Origin of the sequence: Deinococcus sp. YIM 77859 (assembly GCF_000745175.1) — a bacterium.
Taxonomy (GTDB): domain Bacteria; phylum Deinococcota; class Deinococci; order Deinococcales; family Deinococcaceae; genus Deinococcus.
The window spans coordinates 2,407,925-2,427,500 of the sequence record NZ_JQNI01000002.1 but is presented as its reverse complement, the minus strand read 5'-3'; the positions used below and the strand labels follow the sequence as shown (position 1 = coordinate 2,427,500).

Here is a 19,576-nt window from a genome sequence, read left to right as displayed (position 1 = left end):
CACGGTCGCCCTTCCAGATCTGGGTCATGCCGATCTTGGTGCCGAGGATGCCCTTCATGCCCGGCCCCCAACGGTCTTGATCTCGATGTCCACGCCGGTGGGCAGGTCGAGAGTCATCAGGCTGTCGATCGTCTTTTTGGTGGGGTTCATGATATCCACCAGACGGTTATGGGTACGAATCTCGAAGTGCTCGCGGCTGTCTTTGTACTTAAAGGGGCTGCGCAGCACAGTAAAGCGGCGAACGCGGGTGGGAAGCGGCACGGGGCCACTCACGTCCGCCCCGGTGCGGCGGACCGTATCCACGATCTTGCTCGCGGACTGGTCCAGCGCCTTGTGGTCAAAGCCACGCAGTTTAATCCGAATCTTCGGGGCAACCATTGTCTTTACTCCAGGACCTTGGTGACGACGCCAGCGCCGACGGTACGGCCACCTTCGCGGATGGCGAAGCGCAGGCCTTCTTCCATGGCGATGGGCTTGATCAGCTCCACGGTAAACGTCACGTTGTCACCGGGCATCACCATTTCCACGCCCTGCGGCAGCTCCACCACCCCGGTCACGTCCGTCGTCCGGAAGTAGAACTGCGGCCGGTAGCCCCCGAAGAACGCGCTGTGACGCCCCCCCTCGTCCTTCGAGAGCACGTACACGCTCGCCTCGAACTTGGTGTGCGGCGTGATCGAGCCCGGCTTCGCCAGCACCTGACCACGCTCCACGTCGTCACGCGCCACACCACGCAGCAGCACCCCCACGTTGTCTCCGGCCATCCCCTGGTCCAGCAGCTTGCGGTGCATCTCCACCCCGGTGATGGTCGTCTTCTTGGTGTCGCGCAGACCCACGATCTCCACTTCGTCCCCCACCTTGCACACGCCGCGCTCCACTCGGCCCGTCGCCACCGTGCCGCGCCCCGTGATGGTGAACACGTCTTCCACCGGCATCAGGAAGGTCTTGTCCGTGGCCCGTTCAGGCGTGGGAATGTAGCTGTCGATCGCGTCCAGCAGTTCCCAGATGCGGTCCACCCACTCGTTCTCACCGCGCTGCGTCGACGGGTTCTTCTGCAGCTGTTCCAGCGCCTGCAGGGCGCTGCCCTTCACCACCGGCAGGTCGTCCCCCGGGAACTCGTACTTGCTCAGCAGTTCACGCACTTCCATCTCAACGAGTTCCAGCAGCTCTTCGTCATCGACCATGTCCACCTTGTTCATGAACACGACGATGTAGGGCACCCCCACCTGACGCGCCAGCAGGATGTGCTCGCGGGTCTGGGGCATCGGGCCGTCGGCCGAGCTCACCACCAGGATGGCGCCGTCCATCTGGGCCGCGCCGGTGATCATGTTCTTGACGTAGTCCGCGTGACCGGGGCAGTCCACATGGCTGTAGTGCCGCGCCGGCGTGTTGTACTCGACGTGCGCGGTGTTGATGGTGATGCCGCGCGCCTTTTCTTCGGGTGCTTTGTCGATCTGGTCGTACGCCAGCTTCTCGACCGTGGGGTCCATCGCCGCAGCCGTAAAGGTGATCGCCGCCGTCAGCGTCGTCTTCCCGTGGTCCACGTGCCCGATCGTTCCCACGTTCACGTGCGGCTTCGTCCGCTCAAACGTTCCTTTTGCCATGATCGTTCTCCTCCAAGCGGTGGGAGAGCACGCCAAAAAAACCCTTTGATCGGGCCTGTGGGTGCGCCCACATTGGGTTGATTCCCGCCAGGGCGGTGTCCCGCCGTGCTGGCACGTTGCGCGGTCGTCAAAGCTCCCAGCGCACCGACTTGTTAGGCTACTAAAAAAAGGGCTGCCCTGCAAGGGGCGTGCGGGCCTAGCGGCGCAGGTACGCTTTGACCTCGCGGTCAAACGCTCCGATCAACATGATGACGCCAAGGACCGTTCCAAAGGGAAACACCAGCAGGCTCAGCACGGCGATCACGATGCTTGCCACTCGGCCCCAGCTCCGGCCTTCCAGCACCGCCCGGCGCGTCAAGTACAGCAGCAGAATCAACCCGGCCGTCAGAAAAAAAGACAGCCACAAGACCGTCATGACCTGTGGCGGTGTGAGCGTGACTCCCGGAGTCCCCGTCGCCGCGTTTAGTTCAGCGAGCAGCGCATTGATGGTATCGCCGGAGAAGGGCAGCGTCAGCAGCGAGATGGCGTTATACACCAGGCCGATCATCAGGGGCACGGTCAGGAAAGAGAGCCGTGCAGGACGTTGGGAGGGTGTAGGCAAAGGAGAGGGCATGGCTGTAGGCTAACGCCCCCACGGCCATTCCTGTCCAAGAGCAAAGAAAACGGGGAGGAAGCTTCTCGCCTCCTCCCCGGCCTGCAACGCAGAATTACTTCTTCATGAGCTGCTGGGCAAGGTTGTTGGGGACCGGGCTGTAGTGGTCGAAGAACATCGAGTAACTCGCCCGGCCCTGGGTCATGGAGCGCATGTCGGTCGCGTAGCCGAACATCTCCGCCAGCGGGACAAAAGCCCGGACGATCTGCGCATTGCCGCGCGCTTCCATGCCCTGAATCTGACCGCGCCGGCTGTTCAGGTCACCGATGATGTCGCCCATGTACTCCTCCGGCACGGTGACTTCCACGCGCATGATGGGTTCGAGCAGCGCGGGAGCACCCTTTTGCACGGCCTCCTTGAGCGCCATCGAGCCGGCGATCTTAAAGGCCATTTCGCTGGAGTCCACCTCGTGGTAGGAGCCGTCGTAGAGGGTGACCTTCATGTCCACGACCGGGAAGCCCAGCATGGGTCCGCTCTGCATCGCTTCCTCGATGCCCTTCTGAGCCGGGCCGATGTACTCCTTGGGCACCGTGCCGCCCACAACCGCGTTTTCGAACACAAAGCCCGCACCGGGCTCCAGGGGCTCGGCCTTGATCTTCACGTGGCCGAACTGACCGCGCCCACCCGACTGACGCACAAACTTGCCTTCCACGTCGACCGGTCGAGTGATCGTCTCGCGGTAGGCTACCTGCGGCGCGCCGACGTTGGCGTCCACCTTGTACTCACGCTTCAGGCGGTCCACCAGAATTTCCAGGTGCAGCTCACCCATGCCCGCAATGGTGGTCTGACCCGACTCGGGATCGGTCTCCACCTTGAAGGTAGGATCTTCTTCGGCAAGCTTCTGGAGGCCAATCCCCATCTTTTCCTGGTCGGCCTTGGTCTTGGGCTCGATGGCGAGCTTGATGACGGGCTCGGGTACGTCGATGCTCTCCAGCAGCACGCGCGGATCGCCGTCGCCGATCAGGGTGTTCCCCGTACCCGCCTCCTTGAGGCCGATCACCGCACCCAGCTCGCCTGCCTTGAGCTCGCTGACTTCTTCACGGCTGTTGGCGTGCATCTTCAGCAGGCGGCCGACGCGCTCGCGGCGCTCCTTGCTGGCGTTGTACACATAGGAACCGCTCTGGAGCGTGCCCGAGTAGATGCGCACAAAGGTCAGGCGGCCCACGTAGGGGTCAGCCATGATCTTAAAGGCCAGCGCGGCCAGCTTGCCTTCGGGGTCAGCGGGGTACTCGATCACCTCGCCGCTCTCGGTCGTGCCCTTGATGGCGGGGATATCGAGCGGACTGGGCAGGTAGTCTACGACCGCGTCGAGGAGAAGCTGCACGCCCTTATTCTTCAGCGAGGAGCCGCACAGCACCGGGAAGATCTTCTTCTCGATGGTGCCCTTGCGGAGCGCGGCCACAAGCTGTTCGACGCTGGGTTCCTCGCCTTCGAGGTACAGCATCATGAGGTCTTCGTCAACCTCAGCGGCGGCCTCGATGAGCTGCGCGCGCATCTCCGCCACCTTGTCCGCGTACTCGGCGGGCACGTCGTGTTCCTGAATCTCGGTGCCCAGGTCGTTCGTGTAGGTGTAGGCGCGCTGGCGAACGAGGTCGATGATGCCCTTGAACTCGTTCTCCTGGCCCATCGGGTACTGAATGGGGGCCGGAATGGCGCCCAGACGCTCGCGGATGTCGTTCACCACGAGCTCGAAGGAGGCGCCCGTCTTGTCCATCTTGTTGGCAAAGGCGATGCGCGGCACGCCGTAGCGGTCGGCCTGACGCCACACCGTCTCACTCTGCGGCTCGACGCCCTGGCTGGAATCAAACACCGCCACAGCACCGTCAAGCACGCGCATGGACCGCTCCACCTCGATGGTGAAATCCACGTGTCCGGGCGTGTCGATGATGTTGATGGTGTATTCCTCGGTGGTGCCGGAACGCTTCCACTTGGCGGTCGTGGCCGCCGCAGTAATCGTGATGCCGCGCTCACGCTCCTGCTCCATCCAGTCCATCGTGGCGGCGCCGTCGTGCACCTCGCCGATGTTGTGCGTGCGCCCGGTGTAGTACAGGATGCGCTCCGTCGTGGTGGTCTTGCCCGCGTCGATGTGCGCGGCAATCCCAATGTTGCGGAAGTGGGTGAGGTAGCTCTGGGCTTTGGTGGTCATACGTGACTCCCTATTCTCCGGAATGACGCCCTCGCGTCACCGTGAGGTTAAGCGCCCGTTGGTGGACATATTCAGCCCCTTTGACAGGCAACACGTTGAAGAGATGGCCTACCGTTCTGTCCTGTGAAGCCACGCTTCAAGCCGCAGACCCCGCTCCTGTGGAGTGTCAACTTGTAGCGTGTTCAGTGCCGATGGACAACGAAGGGAGAGCCTGTGCTGAGAGGCCGCCTCCCCGGAGAAATCCGAAGTGTCCATGCCTAGGAAAGGAGGCATCTGGGAAGGGCATCGCCATCAGGACCCAACGCAGTGGATTGCCACAGGCGTGCCCCGAGAAGCCCAGCGGATTTCTCCAAAGGGTATGTCACCAGCGGTAGTGGGCGTAGGCGCGGTTGGCCTCCGCCATACGCTCCATGTCGTCCTTCTTCTTGATGGCAGCGCCGCGGCCCTGCGCGGCATCCATCATCTCGCCCGCCAGACGCTCGATGGCGGTACGCTCGGGACGGCTTTCCATCGCATCGGTCAGCCAGCGCAGCGCGACACTCTGCTGACGGCGAGGCCCCACCTCGACCGGCACCTGGTAGGTGCTGCCGCCCACACGACGGCTGCGAACTTCCACGCGGGGCTTGACGTTGTCAAAAGCCTGGCGGAAGACCTTCAACGGCTCCTGGCCGGTGCGTTCCTGCACCAGGCGGCAAGCCCCGTAGAAGATGCGGCTGGCAAGGTTCTTCTTGCCGTCTTTCATGATGCGGTTGATCATCGCGCTCACCAGCACGTCCTGGTAGACCAGGTCGGGCTGGAGCTGGCGCACTTCTGCTCTGCGGCGACGTGCCATATCGACTCCTTAACTCCTGTCTCGGTACATGGGTCTCACCCCCTGCGGCCTGCCTGCGAAGCGGCGGGGCAGTGTCCTCCCCGCAGCACTTCCGGCGGGGGGTTACTTCTTCTTCGCGCCCGCAGCGGCCGCGCCGGCCTTGGGCTTCTTGGTGCCGTATTTGGAGCGGCTCTTGTTGCGGTCCTTGACGCCCTGGGTATCAAGCGTGCCGCGCACGATGTGGTAACGCACACCGGGCAGGTCCTTGACACGGCCCCCGCGAATCAGCACCACGCTGTGTTCCTGGAGGTTGTGGCCTTCCCCAGGAATGTAGGCCGTCACCTCAAACTGGCTGGAGAGGCGCACACGAGCGATCTTGCGCAGCGCCGAGTTGGGCTTCTTGGGGGTCGTCGTCTTGACGACCGTGCAGACGCCGCGGCGGAACGGGCTACCCTTGAGGGCCGGAACCTTGCTCTTCTTGGGAAGGGTCTTGCGCCCCTTACGGAGCAGTTGCTGGGTGGTAGGCAGGGTCAATCACTCCTAACTGTTGGGTGTCGTGTGGTGGGCTTGCCCACACCGGGTTTGATCGAGGCGACCTGGTCCGGGGGGCAGGCGCGGGTTGACGGTCGAGCCTGAGGTGATCAGCGCACTTCCGTCTCGCTGTCAGCATCAGCGCGGGAAGTGGCGTGCCGAAAAACTCCCCTGGTGCAACCCATACCGGGCAGTTTTCAACCGGAGAAGTATACGGTGCCGCCTGGGGTCAGCGCAAGGACGGCCACCCTCCGCAGGAAAGCCCGCGAGGACCTTCGCTCTGGCGCAGCCTCCCCTCCTCAAGGGACTTCAGGCTTACTCGGCCCCTCCCGCCTTGAAGGCCGCACCCACCACCTCGCGGGCCTCGGCCAGAACCTCCTGCAGATGCTCGGGGCCCTTAAAGCTTTCGGCGTAGATCTTGTAGACGTCCTCGGTGCCGCTGGGCCGAGCGGCAAACCAGGCGTGCTCGGTCGTGACCTTGAGGCCGCCGATGGGCTCTCCGTTGCCGGGGGCGCGGGTAAGCTTGGCCGTGATCGGGTCGCCCGCCAGGGTGGTGGCCGTGACCTGCTCGGGGCTGAGGTGAGCGAGCACCCTCTTCTGCGCGGCGTTGGCCGGAGCGTCCTGACGGTCATAGGCGGTCGCGCCGTACTGCGCTGTGAGCGCGGCGAAACGTTGCGAGGGGGTCTGCCCGGTTCTGGCGGTGATCTCGGCGGCGAGCAGGCCCGCGATGATGCCATCCTTGTCGGTGCTCCATGCCCGGCCATCCCGGCGCAGGAAGCTCGCGCCCGCCGACTCCTCGCCGCCGAAGCCCAGGAAGCCGGTCAGAAGACCTTCCACGAAGTACTTGAAACCAACCGGCACCTCGACCAGCCTGCGCCCCAGCCCCGCGGTCACTCGGTCAATCAGGGCGCTAGAGACGAGCGTTTTGCCCACACCCGCGTCCGCGCTCCAACCCGTTCGGTTTCGGAAGAGGTAGTCGATCATCACAGCGAGGTAGTGGTTGGGATTCATCAGGCCGCTTTGCGTCACGATGCCGTGACGGTCCGCGTCGGGATCGTTGCCCACCGCCACATCAAAATCATCCTTGAGGCGCAGCAGGCTCGCCATGGCGTAGGGGCTGGAGCAGTCCATACGGATCTTGCCGTCCTTGTCCACCGTCATAAAGGCAAAGCTGGGATCGATCCGGGTATTCACGATGGTGAGATTCAGGCCGTGTGCGTCGCGGATCGCCTCCCAAACGGGCAGGCTGGAACCACCGAGAGGATCGACGCCGATCCGAACACCGCTCTGCCGAATGGCGTCCAGATCGATCACCTGACCGAGTTCCGAGACATAGGGCGCGATGAAGTCGAAGGGGTCCAGCGCGCTCAGCGCCTCATCCAAAGACACCCGCTTCACCTCACGCAACCCGCCCTCCAGCAGGGCATTCGCGCGCTGTTGTACGGCGCGGGTGATGTCGGTGTCCGCCGGGCCGCCCGAGGGTGGGTTGTACTTGAAGCCGCCGTCTTGGGGAGGATTGTGGCTGGGTGTGATCACGATCCCATCCGCCGTCCCGCCCTGACCCGCGCGATTGTGGTTCAGAATCGCGTGGCTGACCAGGGGGGTGGGGGTAAAGAAGCCGGGCTGGGCACGCACCCGCACTCCATTGGCCACGAGAACCCGCACGGCGGTGATCCAGGCCGGTTCCGAAAGCCCGTGGGTATCTTGCCCCAGGTACAGCGGTCCGGTGATGCCGGCGGCCGCCCGATGCTCGGCCACAGCCTGACTGATCGCCAGGATATGCGCCTCATTGAAAGACCCATTCAGGCTGGTGCCGCGGTGCCCGCTGGTGCCAAAGGCGACCCGCTGCGCTTCTCGCGTGGGGTCGGGGCGCGTCTCGTAGTAGTGGGCCACCAGCCGCGGGATATTCGTGAGGAGGGCTTGGGGGGCAGGCTCACCGGCCAGAGGACTCAGCGTCATAGGGGCAGTCTAAAAGGCCGCCTCAGGAAGCTGAACGCCCGGCATATTCAGGGACACCTCATCGGTGTGACCGGGAGCCGAAACGGGCCCTTCCCCAGCGGGTACCCTGGCTCCATGCGCGAGTTCCTGAACGACTGGTGGCGGCTTTTCAAGCTGATCGCTGGAGTGGTCGCCCTCCCGCTGCTGCTCTGGGGCCTGCTGGTCTGGGCGGGCGTTCTCCGGTGAGGTTTAGCGGGCCAACCTCAGCAGCCTCACCAGATCGGCAGGTTCGTCCCCACGGGCGCGGCACTGCTCCACGTAGGCTTCGAGAATGACGTCCCCGGCCGACTCCAAGGCACTCTTCGCACTGGCGTAGAGGGTCATGACCTCCACGCAGTTCTTCTCCTCCTCCACCATCTTCTGGAGGCCCCGAATCTGCCCCTCCAGGCGGCGCAGGCGATTAAGAATCTTCGTCTTCTCGGCAGCACGGTCAGGGACAGTCGCAGTCACGAGGGCAGTATACCCCCTGGGGTATTTGACGGATAGGGGGAGGGGGTATAGCATCCTGTCATGTACTTTCAACGCTTCTACGACACGGACCTGGCGCAGGCGTCGTACATGATCGGCTGTCAGCAGACCGGCGAGTGCCTGGTGGTGGACCCGATCCGTGACATTTCCCAGTACCTGGAGGAGGCGGAGAGCCAGAAGCTCCGCATCACCCACGTCACGGAAACGCACATTCACGCCGACTATCTCTCCGGCAGTCGCGAGCTGGCCCAGGCGACGGGGGCACGGCTCCTGCTCTCGGACGAGGGCGGCGAGGGCTGGCAGTACACCTACGACGACGGCAATCAGGTCAAGCTGCACGACGGCGACACCTTCATGATCGGCAATGTCCGCATCCAGGCCCTGCACACGCCCGGTCATACCCCCGAGCACCTGAGCTTCCTGGTCACCGATACCCCCCGGGGCGACACGCCCAGCATGATCCTCACCGGAGACTTCGTGTTCGTGGGCGATCTGGGCCGTCCGGACCTGCTCGACGAGGCGGCGGGCGGGCAGGACACGCGCTACGTGGGCGCCCGGCAGATGTTCGCCTCGCTGCGCGACAAGTTCCTGACCCTCCCCGACTACGTGCAGGTCTGGCCCGGTCACGGTGCGGGCAGCGCGTGCGGCAAGGCGTTGGGAGCGGTGCCCACCACCACCGTCGGCTACGAGCGGGCCCTGAGCTGGTGGGGCCGGCTGGTCGAGAAGGGCGACGAAGAGGCGTTCATGCGGCAACTGCTCGAAGGCCAGCCCGACGCGCCGCTGTACTACGGGCGGATGAAGCGGGAAAACCGCGACGGCCCGGCGCTGCTGGGCGAGGTGGCCCCACTGAAGGAGCTGAGCGCCGCTGATGTGAAGACCAGGCTGGCCGCCGGTGCCCGATTGATCGATGCCCGCCCGAAAGAAGAGCATCAGGCCGCCGCTCCCGCAGGCAGCGTGAACCTCCCCGATGGGAAGACCTTCGAAACCTGGGCCGGCTGGCTGCTCACCCCGGACCGCGAGCTGATCCTGCTCGCCTCCAGAGAACGCGCTGAAGCCCTACGCCGCAGGCTATGGATGGTCGGCCTGGACAACGTCACTGGTTTTATTCCCAGTGCCCAGGGCCTGGAGACAGCCCCCGCGCGGCCCATCCCGGCGACTGAACTGGGGTCGCACCCGGACGCCCTGATTCTCGACGTGCGGGCGAAGACCGAGTACGAGGAGGGACACATCCCCGGCGCCCGCCAGCTGCACGCCGGACGCCTCCCCTGGAGGCTCGATACCCTGCCGCGCGACCGCGAGATCATCGTGCACTGCCAGGGGGGCGCCCGCAGCGCCGCTGCCGCCAGCCTGCTGCGCGCCGAGGGCTTCCACGTCACCGAACTCGCCGGGGGCTATGACGCCTGGGCGAGGAGCCAAAAGGACACGCACCCCGCCTGACCCTCACGCGGCGGAGGCGGCACGTCGCAAGCCGCCTCCGCCCCTTGCTGAAAGGAGTCCCCCATGACCTACCAGGACATCTTCACCACGGAACTTGAGAGCAAGAGGCGCGAAGGAGCGCGGCTCGTGGACGTGCGCGAAGACGAGATTGAGTCGAATACCGTGCTGATCTGCGCCAGTGGCAACCGCTTCTCGCAGGGCCAGATCGGACGGATGAACCTCTCCGGGGGGACGGCGGCCTGGGTGTGGGAAGGCCGCGACCTCCACCAGGGCGAGCAACCATGATCCTTGCCTGGATCGGCGCGGCCCTGATCGGGCTCTCGTTGGGGCTGCTGGGATCGGGGGGCTCGATCCTCACCGTCCCGGTGCTCGTCTACCTCGTGGGGGAGCCGGAGAAGCTGGCGATTGCCGAATCCCTCGCCATCGTGGGCGGTATAAGCCTGATCGGGGCGATTCCCTACGCGCTGAGGCGACAGATCGACGGGCGCAGCGTGCTGTGGTTCGGCATTCCCGGCGTGACGGGCACGTACCTGGGTGCGGCGCTCAGCGTGTACGTCTCGGGGGTGGTGCAACTGCTCCTCTTCGCCGCTGTCATGCTGCTCGCCGCCGGGATGATGTTCCGTCCGCAGCGAGGGGAGATCGAGGCCGCCCCTCATCCCCGTTCTCCCCTCAAGATCGGCGCCGAGGGGCTGGGTGTCGGCATCCTGACCGGGCTGGTGGGCGTGGGCGGCGGCTTTCTGATTATCCCCGCGCTGGTGCTGCTGGGTGGCCTCCCCATGAGCCTCGCGGTGGGCACCAGCTTACTCATCATCGCCGCCAAGAGCTTCGCGGGGTTTTACAAGTATCTGCACGTGCTGCAGGAACAGAACCTCGCGATGCACTGGAAGCTGATCCTGATCTTCACCGCCATCGGCATCCTGGGCAGCTTCCTGGGGGCGCGGGTGGGCAAGAACATGTCCAACGACAGCCTGAAACGGGGCTTCGCGGGCTTTCTGGTCGTGATGGGCCTGTACGTGCTGGCGACGAACGTGCCCAAGGTGCTCAACCCGCCTGCCGCCGAGGTGTATTTCAGACGTTGCTGCTCACCTGCTTCTCCCGGAGGTGTTTTTCCTATGACTGAACTGCTCGACCTTCTCCGTTCGCCCTGGCCCTGGTACGTGGGCGGGCCCCTCATCGGCCTCACGGTGCCGCTGCTGCTGTGGCTGGGCAACAAGTCCTTTGGCATCTCCTCCAACCTGCGCCACCTCTGCGCCGTCCTCCTGCCCGACTCGGCCAAACCGAGCTTCTTCCGCTACGACTGGAAGAAGGAACGTTGGAACCTGCTCTTTGCCGCCGGACTGATCCTGGGTGGCTTTGTGGCCGGTGTGTTGCTCGCCAACCCGGAGCCCACCCGCCTGAGCGCCGCGGGCGTGCAGTCGGTGCAGGACCTCGGCGTGCACCTCCGCCCCGGCCTGGTGCCCGCCGAACTCACCGACCTGAGTCACCCCGGCGTGTGGCTCCTGCTGGCGTTGTCTGGCCTGCTGGTGGGCTTCGGCACGCGGTACGGCGGCGGCTGCACCTCCGGGCACGCGATCACCGGCCTCTCCACCCTGCAAGGCCCCTCCCTGATCGCCACCGCGTCCTTTTTTGCAGGTGGCATCCTCAGCGCCAACTTCCTTCTCCCCCTCTTCGTGGCGGTGATCCGGTGACCACATCTCCCCACATTCCTGGCGTCCATTCAGAGTCCACTTCCTCCGCTCGCACCGCCACCGGCCTGCTCGCCTACCTGCTGGCGGGGCTGTACTTCGGCGTGGTGCTGGTGAAGTCGGAGGCCGCGAGCTGGTACCGCCTTCAGGAGATGTTCCGCTTCGAGTCCTTTCACATGTTCGGCCTCATCGGCTCGGCGGTGCTGACCGGCATGGTCACGACCGCCTTGCTGCGCCGCAGCGGCCTGAAAAGCCGCGACGGGCAAACCATCACGGTGACGCCCAAGGAGAAAGGCTGGCGGCGATACGTCTTCGGGGGCCTGACCTTTGGCGTGGGCTGGGGGCTGGCCGGGGTCTGCCCAGGACCGATCTTCGTGCTGCTGGGGGCGGGGGTGTGGCCCATGCTGATCGTCCTCGCCTTCGCCCTGCTCGGCACCTACCTGTACGGCGTGCTGAGGGCCCGCCTGCCCCACTGAGGTTGCCGAACAGTCCACCCTTCTGACCCCACGGCCCAGCGCGAAACCGGGTGCATCACGTTCCTGCCGGGTGCTGGGCCCCGTCCCGCTCCCCGGCGGGCATGGTACGGTTCGGGCCATGACAGACAAGAGCAAGGGGACCAGCCGGGAAAACAATTTCGAGCACGCGCTGGTGCTGGAAACGGCGCGGGTCACCGAGGGGGCCGCGCTCGCTGCCAGCCGCTGGGTGGGGATGGGGGACAAAAACGCGGTGGACGGCGCGGGCACAGAGGCCATGCGCGAGCTGCTGAGCAGTCTGGACATCCGTGGCCGCGTCGTGATCGGCGAGGGGGAGATGGACGAGGCCCCCATGCTGTACATCGGCGAAGAGCTTGGTCAGGGGCAGTACGAGGTGGACATCGCGGTCGATCCGGTAGAGGGGACGACGGTGACGGCCAAGGGCCTGCCCAACGGCCTGGCTGTCATTGCCCTCTCGGAGCGAGGCGGCCTGATGCACGCGCCCGACTGCTACATGGAAAAGCTCGTCGTGCCCCCCCCCGCAGCGGGCCGAGTGAACCTCGACTGGCCGGTCGAGGCCAACCTGTCTGTTCTGGCCCAGAGCCTTGACCGGGGCGTAGAGGACCTGCTCGTCACGATCCTCGACCGCGAGCGGCACGCTGACCTGATTCGCCGGGTGCGGGCGGCGGGCGCACGGGTGAAACTGATTGGGGACGGGGACGTGGTCGCCAGCCTGGCGGTCGGCGTGCGTGGCACCGGCGTTCACGCGCTGATGGGGTCAGGCGGCGCGCCGGAAGGCGTGCTGTCGGCAGCGGCGATGAAGTGCCTGGGCGCAGAGATTCAGGGCCGCTTCATCGCCGAGGACGACGCGATGCGCGAACGCTTCCGGGCCATGGGCGTCGAGGAACACCGGATCTACAAGACCGACGAACTCGCCCCCGGCAGCCAGATCGTCTTTAGCGCGACGGGGATCACCTACGGCGAGCTGCTGAACGGCGTGCGGCGCTTCGGTGGCGGCGCGCGGACCCATACGCTGGTGATGGGCTACGCCAGCCGGGTGGTGCGCTTTATCGATACCGTTCACCTGGAAAAGGAGGGGGCGCGCGTCACCATCCGGGTCTGAGCGGTGGCCGGACAGGGGCCGGACAGCCCGCGCCGCCCCGCATCTCTAAACGAATTCCCAAATCGCTTAACGTTGAATAAAAAGAGTCGTCGGCCCTAGGCTGAACACCATGACGAATCCCAAGCCGGTCAAGCTCGCCATCGTCTACTACTCGACCTACGGCACCAACCATCAGATGGCCGAGGTGGCTGCCGAGGCCGCCCGCGAGGCAGGCGCGGAGGTGCGGCTGCGCAAGGTCAGGGAAACGGCCCCGCAGGAAGTGGTGAACACTCAGGACGCCTGGAAGGCGCAGCAGGAACGCACCGCTGACATTCCCGAGGCCACGCCCGACGACATGGAGTGGGCCGATGCCTACCTCTTCAGCAGCCCCACGCGCTTCGGTGGCGCGGCCAGCCAGGTGCGTGCCTTTATCGACACGCTGGGGGGCTTGTGGGCAACGGGCAAGCTCGCCAACAAGACCTTCAGCGCCATGACGAGCGCCCAGAACCCCAACGGCGGGCAGGAAACGACCCTTCAGACGCTGTACTTCACGGCGATGCACTGGGGCAGCATCATCGTCACGCCCGGCTACACTGACCCCGCCATCTTCGCCTCCGGCGGCAACCCCTACGGCGCGAGCGTGACCGCAACGGGACAACCCCTGAGCGAGGAGGACAAGGCCAGCATCCGGCATCAGGTGCGGCGCCTCGTCGAGATCACGCAGAACCTAAAGGGCTGAAGCCCCCGCCTCCTTCTCCGGTCGCGGAGCAGGGAGGAAAACGGGGCAGGGCCCAGGCGTTCTACAGCTCCCCGTTCCCCCGCACGTCAAAGGTGCCCGAGCGCAACAAGGCGGCCTCACCCTCCCCAAAAGGACTCTGGGTCTGCGACCAGTGAACGGCGGCCTCGATGTCGTAGGGCACGGCACGAAAGTCTACGGTCCAGCGCCCTGCACGCCGTTCCAGAAGCGTCCAGCGGGCGCGGGGATCGCCGTCCACCTGATCGCTGACTGCACCCGCGTTCACCACCAGCGTATCACCCACCCGGGTGGCTCCTGGCCGGTGTGTATGGCCGCACACCACCACCTCGGCGCCGAGCGGCTCGACCAGGGCACACAGCTCGCGGGGATCACGCGCTCGGTAGAAGCCTTGTCCCTCTCCCGTGGGCTCCCAAACCCACAGCAGGCTGTCCCAGGCGCTCTGGGGCGTTCCGTGGCAGGCCAAGAGTGCCCCGGAGAGCGCGCGGACCGTGAGGGGCAGCGCCGCCAACCGGGCCAGCGCCCCGGCCTCCAGCTGCGTCTCCAGCCACCGGCCGTACTCGCGCGCGAGGGGAGAACGCCGCCCACCCGGCCAAAGCTTTTCCTCGTTGTTGCCGCGCACCTCCAGAGCTCCCCCCTGTGCCAGGTCGCGTTGCAGGGCAGCCGCCCGCGCCGGATCCGCGGCCCCCTCCACCTGATCGCCCAGGTTGACGGTCAGGTCGGGGGCCGCTGCCCAAAGGTCGCGCAGCACCGCTTCTAGGGCGAAAGCATTGCCGTGCACGTCGCTGATGACCGCCACCCTCATAGGGGCAGCGTACCCTCTTGTTCGCTGCCCGCTAGCATGCGGCGCATGAGCATCCTTCCGGACTGGCGCATCCGTGAACTCGCCCGAGCGGGCATGATTGAACCCTTCGAAGACCGGCTGGTCCGCAGCGCTGAACAGGGCCACGTCATCAGCTTTGGCCTCTCGAGCTTCGGCTACGACCTGCGCTGTGCCGACGAGTGGAAGGTCTTTACGAACGTCCATAGCGCTGTTGTCGACCCCAAGCATTTTGACGAACGCAGCTTTGTCGATCTTCAGGCGAGCGAGATCATCATCCCACCCAACAGCTTTGTGCTCGCACGCAGCCTCGAATACATGCGCATTCCCGACAATGTGATGGTGGTGGCCCTGGGAAAAAGCACGTACGCACGGTGCGGCATCGTCGCCAACGTCACCCCCCTGGAACCCGGCTGGGAGGGCCACGTCACCCTGGAATTCAGCAATACAACGCCCCTGCCGGCCAAGATGTACGCGAATGAAGGCTGCGTTCAGCTGCTCTTTTTTGAAGGGGAGCGTCCCGAGGTCACGTACGGCGACCGGAAGGGCAAGTATCAGAAACAGACTGGCGTGACGCTGCCGCGCCTGTGATTCGTAGAGCCAGGGCGCTCTTCGTCTCTGAATTCGGCTTTAGGGTCCGCTCGCACAAGCGGGGGAGCGAGGTGGAAAGCTCAGACCATGCCGGATAAAGACGACAAGAACAAGGGTCACACCAGCCTCCCCGAGCAGTACGAACGCAACAGGGAAGAAGTCCACGACATCGAGGACGGCCACCAGCCTTCCCTCAAGGGCGTCAACGACCGCGAGGCGAAGGCCGCCCGCAACACCGAACACGACGGGCGCAAGGAAGAACGGGACGTGGAGGAAGCCCGCAGCGTCCCCGCGACGAACCAGGGCTGAAACAAGGCCGCACCGGGCCGCCCGGCCCTAGCGGCAGAGGGGTTCCAGCGCAGCGCGCAGCACCTGCGGCAGCTCTACCGGCCTGCGCGTTCCCCGATCTACGTACACGTGCACGAAGTGGCCCTGGGCACAGGCCGTCTCCTCCCCTGCTCGGAACACCGCCAGCTCGTAGCGCACGCTGCTGCGGCCCAGATGGGCGACTCGCACACCAACGCTGAGCATCTCCGGAAACGCCGCCGGCGCGAAAAAGGTGCAGCCGGTCTCCACGACCAGCCCGATCACGGCCCCCGCCTGCACGTCGAGGGCTCCGCACGCCGCCAGATAGGCGTTGACGGCCGTATCGAAGTAGGCGTAGTAGGTGACGTTGTTGACGTGCCCGTACACATCGTTGTCGGCCCAGCGGGTGGGCATGGCGTGGTGATAGGGGTAGGCGCTACGGGGATGGGGAGTCGGGCGCGTCATGAGCGCAGCGTAACGCCGCCGCGTTAGAGTGCAGGTATGGAAACCCTGGTGATCACGGCGGCGCGGCGCACGCCGATCGGCAGCTTCATGGGCAGTCTGGCGGACGTTTCGGCGGTGGACCTTGGCGTGACAGCGGCGAGGGCGGTGCTCGAAGGCGTCAAAGCCGACGAGGTGGCCGACGTGATTGTCGGGAATGTCCTCCAGGCTGGGCAGGGCATGAATGTGGGGCGGCAGATCGCGGTGAAGGCGGGTCTGCCCCAGCACGTTCCCGGCCAGACGGTCAACCGGGTGTGTGGCTCCGGGCTCCAGGCGGTTATCTCCGCCGTGCAGGGCCTGCGCGCTGGGGACGGGAAGCTTTACCTCGCGGGCGGCACCGAAAGCATGAGCCGGGCGCCATACCTGCTGCCGGGGGCGCGCAAGGGCTACCGCCTCGGTCACGCGCAGGTGCTTGACTCCATCCTGTCCGACGGGCTGACCGACGTGTTTCACAACTACCACATGGGCATCACGGCGGAAAACATCGCCGAGCAGTGGAACCTCACGCGCGAGGACCAGGACGCCTTTGCCCTCGAAAGCCAGCGCCGGGCGGCCGCGGCCATTGCGTCCGGAGCCTTTGTGGACGAGGTCGTACCCGTGGAGGTGCCCGGAAAAAAAGGCCCCACCCTGTTTGACCGCGACGAGTACGTGCGCCCCGACAGCACGGCGGAAGGTCTGGCCAAACTCAAGCCCGCCTTCAAACAGGACGGCACCGTGACCGCTGGGAACGCCAGCGGCCTGAACGACGGGGCAGCCATGCTCGCGGTCGCGACCGAGGCGTACGCGCAGGCCAATGGTCTGCCCGTGCTGGCCGAGATCACGAGTTACGCGGCCATCGGCGTGGACCCCCGAATCATGGGCATCGGCCCAGCCAAAGCCGTGCCCGTCGCCCTGGAGCGGGCCGGGATGAGCGTACGGGACGTGGACCTCTTCGAACTCAACGAGGCCTTTGCCGCGCAGAGCCTCGCCGTGGTGCGTGACCTGGATGTGGATCCCGCGCGGGTGAACGTGACGGGCGGGGCCATCGCGCTGGGTCACCCCATCGGGGCAAGCGGTGCCCGCGTCCTCGTCACGCTGGTCCACGCTCTGCGCCGCTCGGGCAAGGAAATCGGCGTCGCCAGCCTGTGTATCGGCGGCGGCATGGGGATTGCGATGGTGGTGCGGGCACGGGAGTAGGCTTTCCCGCCGCAGGCCTTTCTCTCACCTCCCCTGCCGTGCAGCTCTGGTGATTCTGAGTTCCGAGCGGCAGGACCCTGAAGAAAGCCGGAATGCGCCGCCCCCCAGCGCGCGGGAGACTGGGGCATGAGTGACCCCTTTCGAGACGGCAAGCCCGATCACGCTCCTGCCGACGGCACCCAGGTCAACGAGCTCACCGGTCAGCCGGATCACCGCACGGGCTACCAGATGCCCGATCCCAAAGACGTCCACGAGGCGCACTACACCACCACGCCCCTCGAGGACCGCGTGGCCAGTGCCGACCAGGGCAAGGCTCAACCCCCGGAGCCGCAGGACCCCCGCGAGATCACCGGGCAGTTTGACCACCTCGCCACCCGTGACCCGGAGGCGATGGCACACGCCCCGCAGGAGGCCGAGTTCGCGGGCGCACAGACGGTGGAGGGCTTGGGCTTTGACCGGCGAACCGTGGACGGCTTGGCGGTCGCCAACCTCGACGTCACGGCCAGCCTGGCAACCACCGCAGCCCGCCGAAACGAGGCGATCGATCCAAACCCCGACTACGTCCCGCCCAGCCAAAAGGTCGTGCCCCACGTGCCGGAGCAGCCCGGCGACCTCCCGCCCGGCGTTCCTGCCGAACTCAAAGCCGAGGTCGAGGGGACGGAGGACGACGAGAGGCTGGTGTAGAGCGCCCGTACAGAATGCATCCGCCCCCACCCGACCGGTGGGGGCTTTTTTGCTGGTCGCGGGCCGCCTTACAGGACGATCAGGAAAGGATCTTCGAGCGTCTCGCAGATAAAGCGCAGGAAGCGAGCGGCGTCTGCGCCGTCAATGAGGCGGTGGTCATAGGTAAGGCTGAGGGGCAGCATGTTGCGCGGCTCAAAGCTGCCGGTTTCACGGTTCCACACCGGCTCGAAGCCGCCGCGCGACACGCCCAGGATAGCGACCTCGGGAGCGTTCACGATGGGTGTAAAGCCGGTCCCCCCGATGCCACCCAGGTTGGAGATCGTAAAGGTCGCGCCCTGCATCTCGGCCGGGCTCAGCTTGCGCTCACGCGCCTTAGAAGCGAGTTCACTCAGCTCCAGCACGATCTCGGTGATGCTCTTGCGGTCGGCGTCCTTGAGGACGGGGACCAGCAGGCCTTGGGGCGTGTCCACAGCGACGCCGAGGTTGACGTAGTCCTTGTAGATCACCTGCTGGTGTTCTAGGTCCAACGAGGCCCCGAACTTGGGGAATTTCCGCAGGGCGTTCGCCACGACCTTCATCAGGATGTGGGTCATGGTGAGCTTACCGCCCGCTCGCTCCACGCGGGCCGCAAACTGCTTGCGCACCTCCTCCATGCGGGTCACGTCCGCCTTGTCGAAATGCGTGACCATCGGGATGGTCGTCCACGACTGGGTCATGGAGCGCACCGTGGCGCGGCGGATGCCGCTCATGTCCTCGCGGCGCACCGGACCCCACTTCGCGAAGTCGGGCAGGGGGGCAGGAGCCGCCTGACCACTGACCGCCACCGCTGGCTGCGGAGCGCTGGGCGCCTGCACGCTGGGCGTTCCCGCCGCCCGGCGAACGTCCTCCTCGCTGATGCGCCCCGCAATGCCGGTGCCGTGCACCGTCTGAATGTCCACGTGCAGCTCACGGGCCAGGCGGCGCACACTGGGCGCGGCGGGAATCACCGGACGGCCGTCAAAGGTCTGGGTGTCGTAGGGCCGCTGGGCACCGGGCACCTGGGTCGGGGCCGTGGGCACAAACGCGCCGGAGGTCTGCGCCTCCTGCGTCTTCTGCGCAGGAGCGGTGGACGAGGCCTGTGGCTGACCGCCCTCCCCGCCCAGGGTGAGGATCACGCCGCCGACCTTCAGGCTATCCCCCACCTTGACCGCCACGTCCTGCACGGTGCCGGAGGCGTTGGCCGGCACCTCGACCACCGCCTTGTCCGTCTCGATCTCGATGACAGGCTGACCTTCTGCGATCACGTCGCCGGGCCTCACAAGCACGTTGACCACAGTGCCCTGCTCGATGTTGTCGCCCACATCGGGCAGGGTGACCTGCCGGCTGCCCGCCTGCCCCCCTACAGCCGTTGGAGCGCTGGGGCTCACCGTGGGCTGCGGCCCACTCGCCGCCTGCTCCTTTTGCGCCGCCTGCTGCGCCTGTGCAACGCGGTTGGCCGTGTTCGCATCCAGGGCCACATTGGCAAGGTCCGGCTCCGCCGAGGGCAGGCTCGGCGCGGGCGCCTGCGGAACGCTGCCCGCCTCTCCACCCTCCGCCAGCGTCAGGAGGGTACCGCCCACCTTGACCGTGTCGCCCACGTTCACATTCACGCTCTGAACGGTGCCGCCCTGGGTCGCAGGGACCTCGACGACCGCCTTATCCGTCTCGATCTCGATGATGGGCTGGCCTGCTGCAATCACGTCGCCGGGCCCCACGAGCACCGTCACGACGGTTCCCTGTTCGATGTTGTCGCCCACGTCGGGCAGTTTCAGTTCAGTTGCCATTGGCAGTCACGCTCCTTGATTGAGAGGGCCATCAGCCG

At 65.9% G+C, this 19,576-nt stretch carries 22 protein-coding genes and 1 pseudogene (1 of these 23 only partly in view); 11 read left to right on the top strand and 12 right to left on the bottom strand.

The genetic code is table 11. From position 1 onward, the window contains the following. The 9 genes from rplC to EI73_RS11940 form a co-directional block, all read right to left on the bottom strand. A protein-coding gene (gene rplC, locus EI73_RS11980; protein WP_034386957.1) for a 50S ribosomal protein L3 crosses the window boundary here: on the bottom strand, positions 1-58 show its start. 563 nt of this gene lie to the left of the window's left edge; only the first 58 of its 621 coding nucleotides appear in the window; it begins with the start codon at positions 56-58; its stop codon lies off the left edge, out of view. Continuing rightward, on the bottom strand, positions 55-378 hold the full coding sequence (gene rpsJ, locus EI73_RS11975) for a 30S ribosomal protein S10 (protein ID WP_034386955.1): 324 nt from the start codon (positions 376-378) through the stop codon (positions 55-57). The genes rplC and rpsJ overlap by 4 nt, the downstream gene beginning before the upstream one ends. Before the next feature lie 5 nt (positions 379-383). Next, positions 384-1,601 carry an elongation factor Tu gene (gene tuf / locus EI73_RS11970; protein ID WP_034384827.1) on the bottom strand — a complete coding sequence of 406 codons (1,218 nt, stop codon included), beginning with the start codon at positions 1,599-1,601 and terminating at the stop codon, positions 384-386. Positions 1,602-1,797: 196 nt separating this feature from the next. Beyond that, positions 1,798-2,214 carry a hypothetical protein gene (locus EI73_RS11965; RefSeq protein ID WP_034386954.1) on the bottom strand — a complete coding sequence of 139 codons (417 nt, stop codon included), beginning with the start codon at positions 2,212-2,214 and terminating at the stop codon, positions 1,798-1,800. Between the two features lie 94 nt (positions 2,215-2,308). Then, positions 2,309-4,399: an elongation factor G gene (gene fusA / locus EI73_RS11960; RefSeq protein ID WP_034386953.1), complete on the bottom strand. Its 2,091-nt coding sequence runs from the start codon at positions 4,397-4,399 to the stop codon at positions 2,309-2,311. Between the two features lie 361 nt (positions 4,400-4,760). After that, the gene (rpsG, locus tag EI73_RS11955) at positions 4,761-5,231 is read right to left on the bottom strand and encodes a 30S ribosomal protein S7 (RefSeq protein ID WP_034386952.1); all 471 of its coding nucleotides are present in this window, start codon (positions 5,229-5,231) and stop codon (positions 4,761-4,763) included. A 102-nt stretch (positions 5,232-5,333) separates the two neighbouring features. Continuing rightward, positions 5,334-5,738, bottom strand: a complete 405-nt coding sequence (gene rpsL, locus EI73_RS11950) for a 30S ribosomal protein S12 (RefSeq protein ID WP_034388223.1) — start codon at positions 5,736-5,738, stop codon at positions 5,334-5,336. A gap of 318 nt (positions 5,739-6,056) precedes the next feature. Next, positions 6,057-7,700: a phosphoglucomutase (alpha-D-glucose-1,6-bisphosphate-dependent) gene (pgm, locus tag EI73_RS11945; RefSeq protein ID WP_034386951.1), complete on the bottom strand. Its 1,644-nt coding sequence runs from the start codon at positions 7,698-7,700 to the stop codon at positions 6,057-6,059. Positions 7,701-7,928: 228 nt separating this feature from the next. Continuing rightward, on the bottom strand, positions 7,929-8,189 hold the full coding sequence (locus EI73_RS11940; RefSeq protein ID WP_034388221.1) for a metal-sensitive transcriptional regulator: 261 nt from the start codon (positions 8,187-8,189) through the stop codon (positions 7,929-7,931). Positions 8,190-8,249: 60 nt separating this feature from the next. Between EI73_RS11940 and EI73_RS11935 the strand changes: the two genes are divergently transcribed. The 7 genes and pseudogenes from EI73_RS11935 (at position 8,250) to wrbA (ending at position 13,643) form a co-directional block, all read left to right on the top strand. Further along, the gene (locus EI73_RS11935) at positions 8,250-9,644 is read left to right on the top strand and encodes a rhodanese-like domain-containing protein (protein ID WP_034386950.1); all 1,395 of its coding nucleotides are present in this window, start codon (positions 8,250-8,252) and stop codon (positions 9,642-9,644) included. 63 nt (positions 9,645-9,707) lie between these two features. Beyond that, positions 9,708-9,929 carry a hypothetical protein gene (locus EI73_RS11930; RefSeq protein WP_034386949.1) on the top strand — a complete coding sequence of 74 codons (222 nt, stop codon included), beginning with the start codon at positions 9,708-9,710 and terminating at the stop codon, positions 9,927-9,929. Next, a pseudogene (locus EI73_RS16970) lies at positions 9,926-10,645 on the top strand (sulfite exporter TauE/SafE family protein); the annotation flags it as partial. The gene EI73_RS11930 and the pseudogene EI73_RS16970, both read left to right, overlap by 4 nt. A 111-nt stretch (positions 10,646-10,756) precedes the next feature. Continuing rightward, positions 10,757-11,332 carry a YeeE/YedE thiosulfate transporter family protein gene (locus EI73_RS16965; RefSeq protein WP_034388217.1) on the top strand — a complete coding sequence of 192 codons (576 nt, stop codon included), beginning with the start codon at positions 10,757-10,759 and terminating at the stop codon, positions 11,330-11,332. Continuing rightward, complete coding sequence (locus EI73_RS11915) at positions 11,329-11,805, top strand: DUF6691 family protein (protein ID WP_034386948.1); 477 nt, start codon at positions 11,329-11,331, stop codon at positions 11,803-11,805. Before EI73_RS16965 ends, EI73_RS11915 begins: the two co-directional genes overlap by 4 nt. 118 nt (positions 11,806-11,923) lie before the next feature. After that, a complete protein-coding gene (glpX, locus tag EI73_RS11910) occupies positions 11,924-12,925 on the top strand; it encodes a class II fructose-bisphosphatase (RefSeq protein ID WP_034386947.1) in 1,002 nt (333 codons plus the stop codon). A gap of 109 nt (positions 12,926-13,034) precedes the next feature. Continuing rightward, complete coding sequence (gene wrbA / locus EI73_RS11905) at positions 13,035-13,643, top strand: NAD(P)H:quinone oxidoreductase (RefSeq protein WP_034386946.1); 609 nt, start codon at positions 13,035-13,037, stop codon at positions 13,641-13,643. 61 nt (positions 13,644-13,704) lie between these two features. On the opposite strand, the gene EI73_RS11900 is transcribed toward wrbA, so the two are convergent. Then, positions 13,705-14,463, bottom strand: a complete 759-nt coding sequence (locus EI73_RS11900) for a metallophosphoesterase (protein WP_034386945.1) — start codon at positions 14,461-14,463, stop codon at positions 13,705-13,707. Between the two features lie 45 nt (positions 14,464-14,508). Here EI73_RS11900 and dcd point away from each other — a divergent pair, with 45 nt between their 5' ends. Both dcd and EI73_RS11890 read left to right on the top strand, forming a co-directional pair. After that, positions 14,509-15,069 (top strand): dCTP deaminase, encoded by a 561-nt coding sequence (dcd, locus tag EI73_RS11895; RefSeq protein WP_034386944.1) that lies wholly within the window; start codon positions 14,509-14,511, stop codon positions 15,067-15,069. Between the two features lie 87 nt (positions 15,070-15,156). Then, a complete protein-coding gene (locus EI73_RS11890) occupies positions 15,157-15,378 on the top strand; it encodes a hypothetical protein (protein WP_034386943.1) in 222 nt (73 codons plus the stop codon). 27 nt (positions 15,379-15,405) lie between these two features. Here EI73_RS11890 and EI73_RS11885 read toward each other — a convergent pair whose 3' ends face one another. Further along, positions 15,406-15,840 carry a thioesterase family protein gene (locus EI73_RS11885; protein WP_034386942.1) on the bottom strand — a complete coding sequence of 145 codons (435 nt, stop codon included), beginning with the start codon at positions 15,838-15,840 and terminating at the stop codon, positions 15,406-15,408. A 36-nt stretch (positions 15,841-15,876) separates the two neighbouring features. Here EI73_RS11885 and EI73_RS11880 point away from each other — a divergent pair, with 36 nt between their 5' ends. Both EI73_RS11880 and EI73_RS11875 read left to right on the top strand, forming a co-directional pair. Next, a complete protein-coding gene (locus EI73_RS11880) occupies positions 15,877-17,052 on the top strand; it encodes an acetyl-CoA C-acetyltransferase (RefSeq protein WP_034386940.1) in 1,176 nt (391 codons plus the stop codon). Positions 17,053-17,178: 126 nt separating this feature from the next. Next, entirely contained in the window at positions 17,179-17,736 is a 558-nt protein-coding gene (locus EI73_RS11875; protein ID WP_034386938.1) for a hypothetical protein, read from the top strand. A 68-nt stretch (positions 17,737-17,804) separates the two neighbouring features. On the opposite strand, the gene aceF is transcribed toward EI73_RS11875, so the two are convergent. Next, the gene (gene aceF, locus EI73_RS11870; protein ID WP_034386927.1) at positions 17,805-19,538 is read right to left on the bottom strand and encodes a dihydrolipoyllysine-residue acetyltransferase; all 1,734 of its coding nucleotides are present in this window, start codon (positions 19,536-19,538) and stop codon (positions 17,805-17,807) included. Positions 19,539-19,576: the final 38 nt, after the last annotated feature.

Coding starts and splice junctions, on each gene's coding strand:
- EI73_RS11935 (WP_034386950.1), top strand. CDS start 8,250: ATGTACTTTCAACGCTTCTACGACACGGACCTGGCGCAGGCGTCGTAC.
- EI73_RS11880 (WP_034386940.1), top strand. CDS start 15,877: ATGGAAACCCTGGTGATCACGGCGGCGCGGCGCACGCCGATCGGCAGC.
- pgm (WP_034386951.1), bottom strand. CDS start 7,700: ATGACGCTGAGTCCTCTGGCCGGTGAGCCTGCCCCCCAAGCCCTCCTC.
- tuf (WP_034384827.1), bottom strand. CDS start 1,601: ATGGCAAAAGGAACGTTTGAGCGGACGAAGCCGCACGTGAACGTGGGA.
- rpsJ (WP_034386955.1), bottom strand. CDS start 378: ATGGTTGCCCCGAAGATTCGGATTAAACTGCGTGGCTTTGACCACAAG.
- fusA (WP_034386953.1), bottom strand. CDS start 4,399: ATGACCACCAAAGCCCAGAGCTACCTCACCCACTTCCGCAACATTGGG.
- EI73_RS11890 (WP_034386943.1), top strand. CDS start 15,157: ATGCCGGATAAAGACGACAAGAACAAGGGTCACACCAGCCTCCCCGAG.
- EI73_RS11885 (WP_034386942.1), bottom strand. CDS start 15,840: ATGACGCGCCCGACTCCCCATCCCCGTAGCGCCTACCCCTATCACCAC.
- glpX (WP_034386947.1), top strand. CDS start 11,924: ATGACAGACAAGAGCAAGGGGACCAGCCGGGAAAACAATTTCGAGCAC.
- dcd (WP_034386944.1), top strand. CDS start 14,509: ATGAGCATCCTTCCGGACTGGCGCATCCGTGAACTCGCCCGAGCGGGC.
- rpsG (WP_034386952.1), bottom strand. CDS start 5,231: ATGGCACGTCGCCGCAGAGCAGAAGTGCGCCAGCTCCAGCCCGACCTG.
- EI73_RS11965 (WP_034386954.1), bottom strand. CDS start 2,214: ATGCCCTCTCCTTTGCCTACACCCTCCCAACGTCCTGCACGGCTCTCT.
- EI73_RS11930 (WP_034386949.1), top strand. CDS start 9,708: ATGACCTACCAGGACATCTTCACCACGGAACTTGAGAGCAAGAGGCGC.
- aceF (WP_034386927.1), bottom strand. CDS start 19,538: ATGGCAACTGAACTGAAACTGCCCGACGTGGGCGACAACATCGAACAG.
- EI73_RS11875 (WP_034386938.1), top strand. CDS start 17,179: ATGAGTGACCCCTTTCGAGACGGCAAGCCCGATCACGCTCCTGCCGAC.
- EI73_RS16965 (WP_034388217.1), top strand. CDS start 10,757: ATGACTGAACTGCTCGACCTTCTCCGTTCGCCCTGGCCCTGGTACGTG.
- EI73_RS11900 (WP_034386945.1), bottom strand. CDS start 14,463: ATGAGGGTGGCGGTCATCAGCGACGTGCACGGCAATGCTTTCGCCCTA.
- wrbA (WP_034386946.1), top strand. CDS start 13,035: ATGACGAATCCCAAGCCGGTCAAGCTCGCCATCGTCTACTACTCGACC.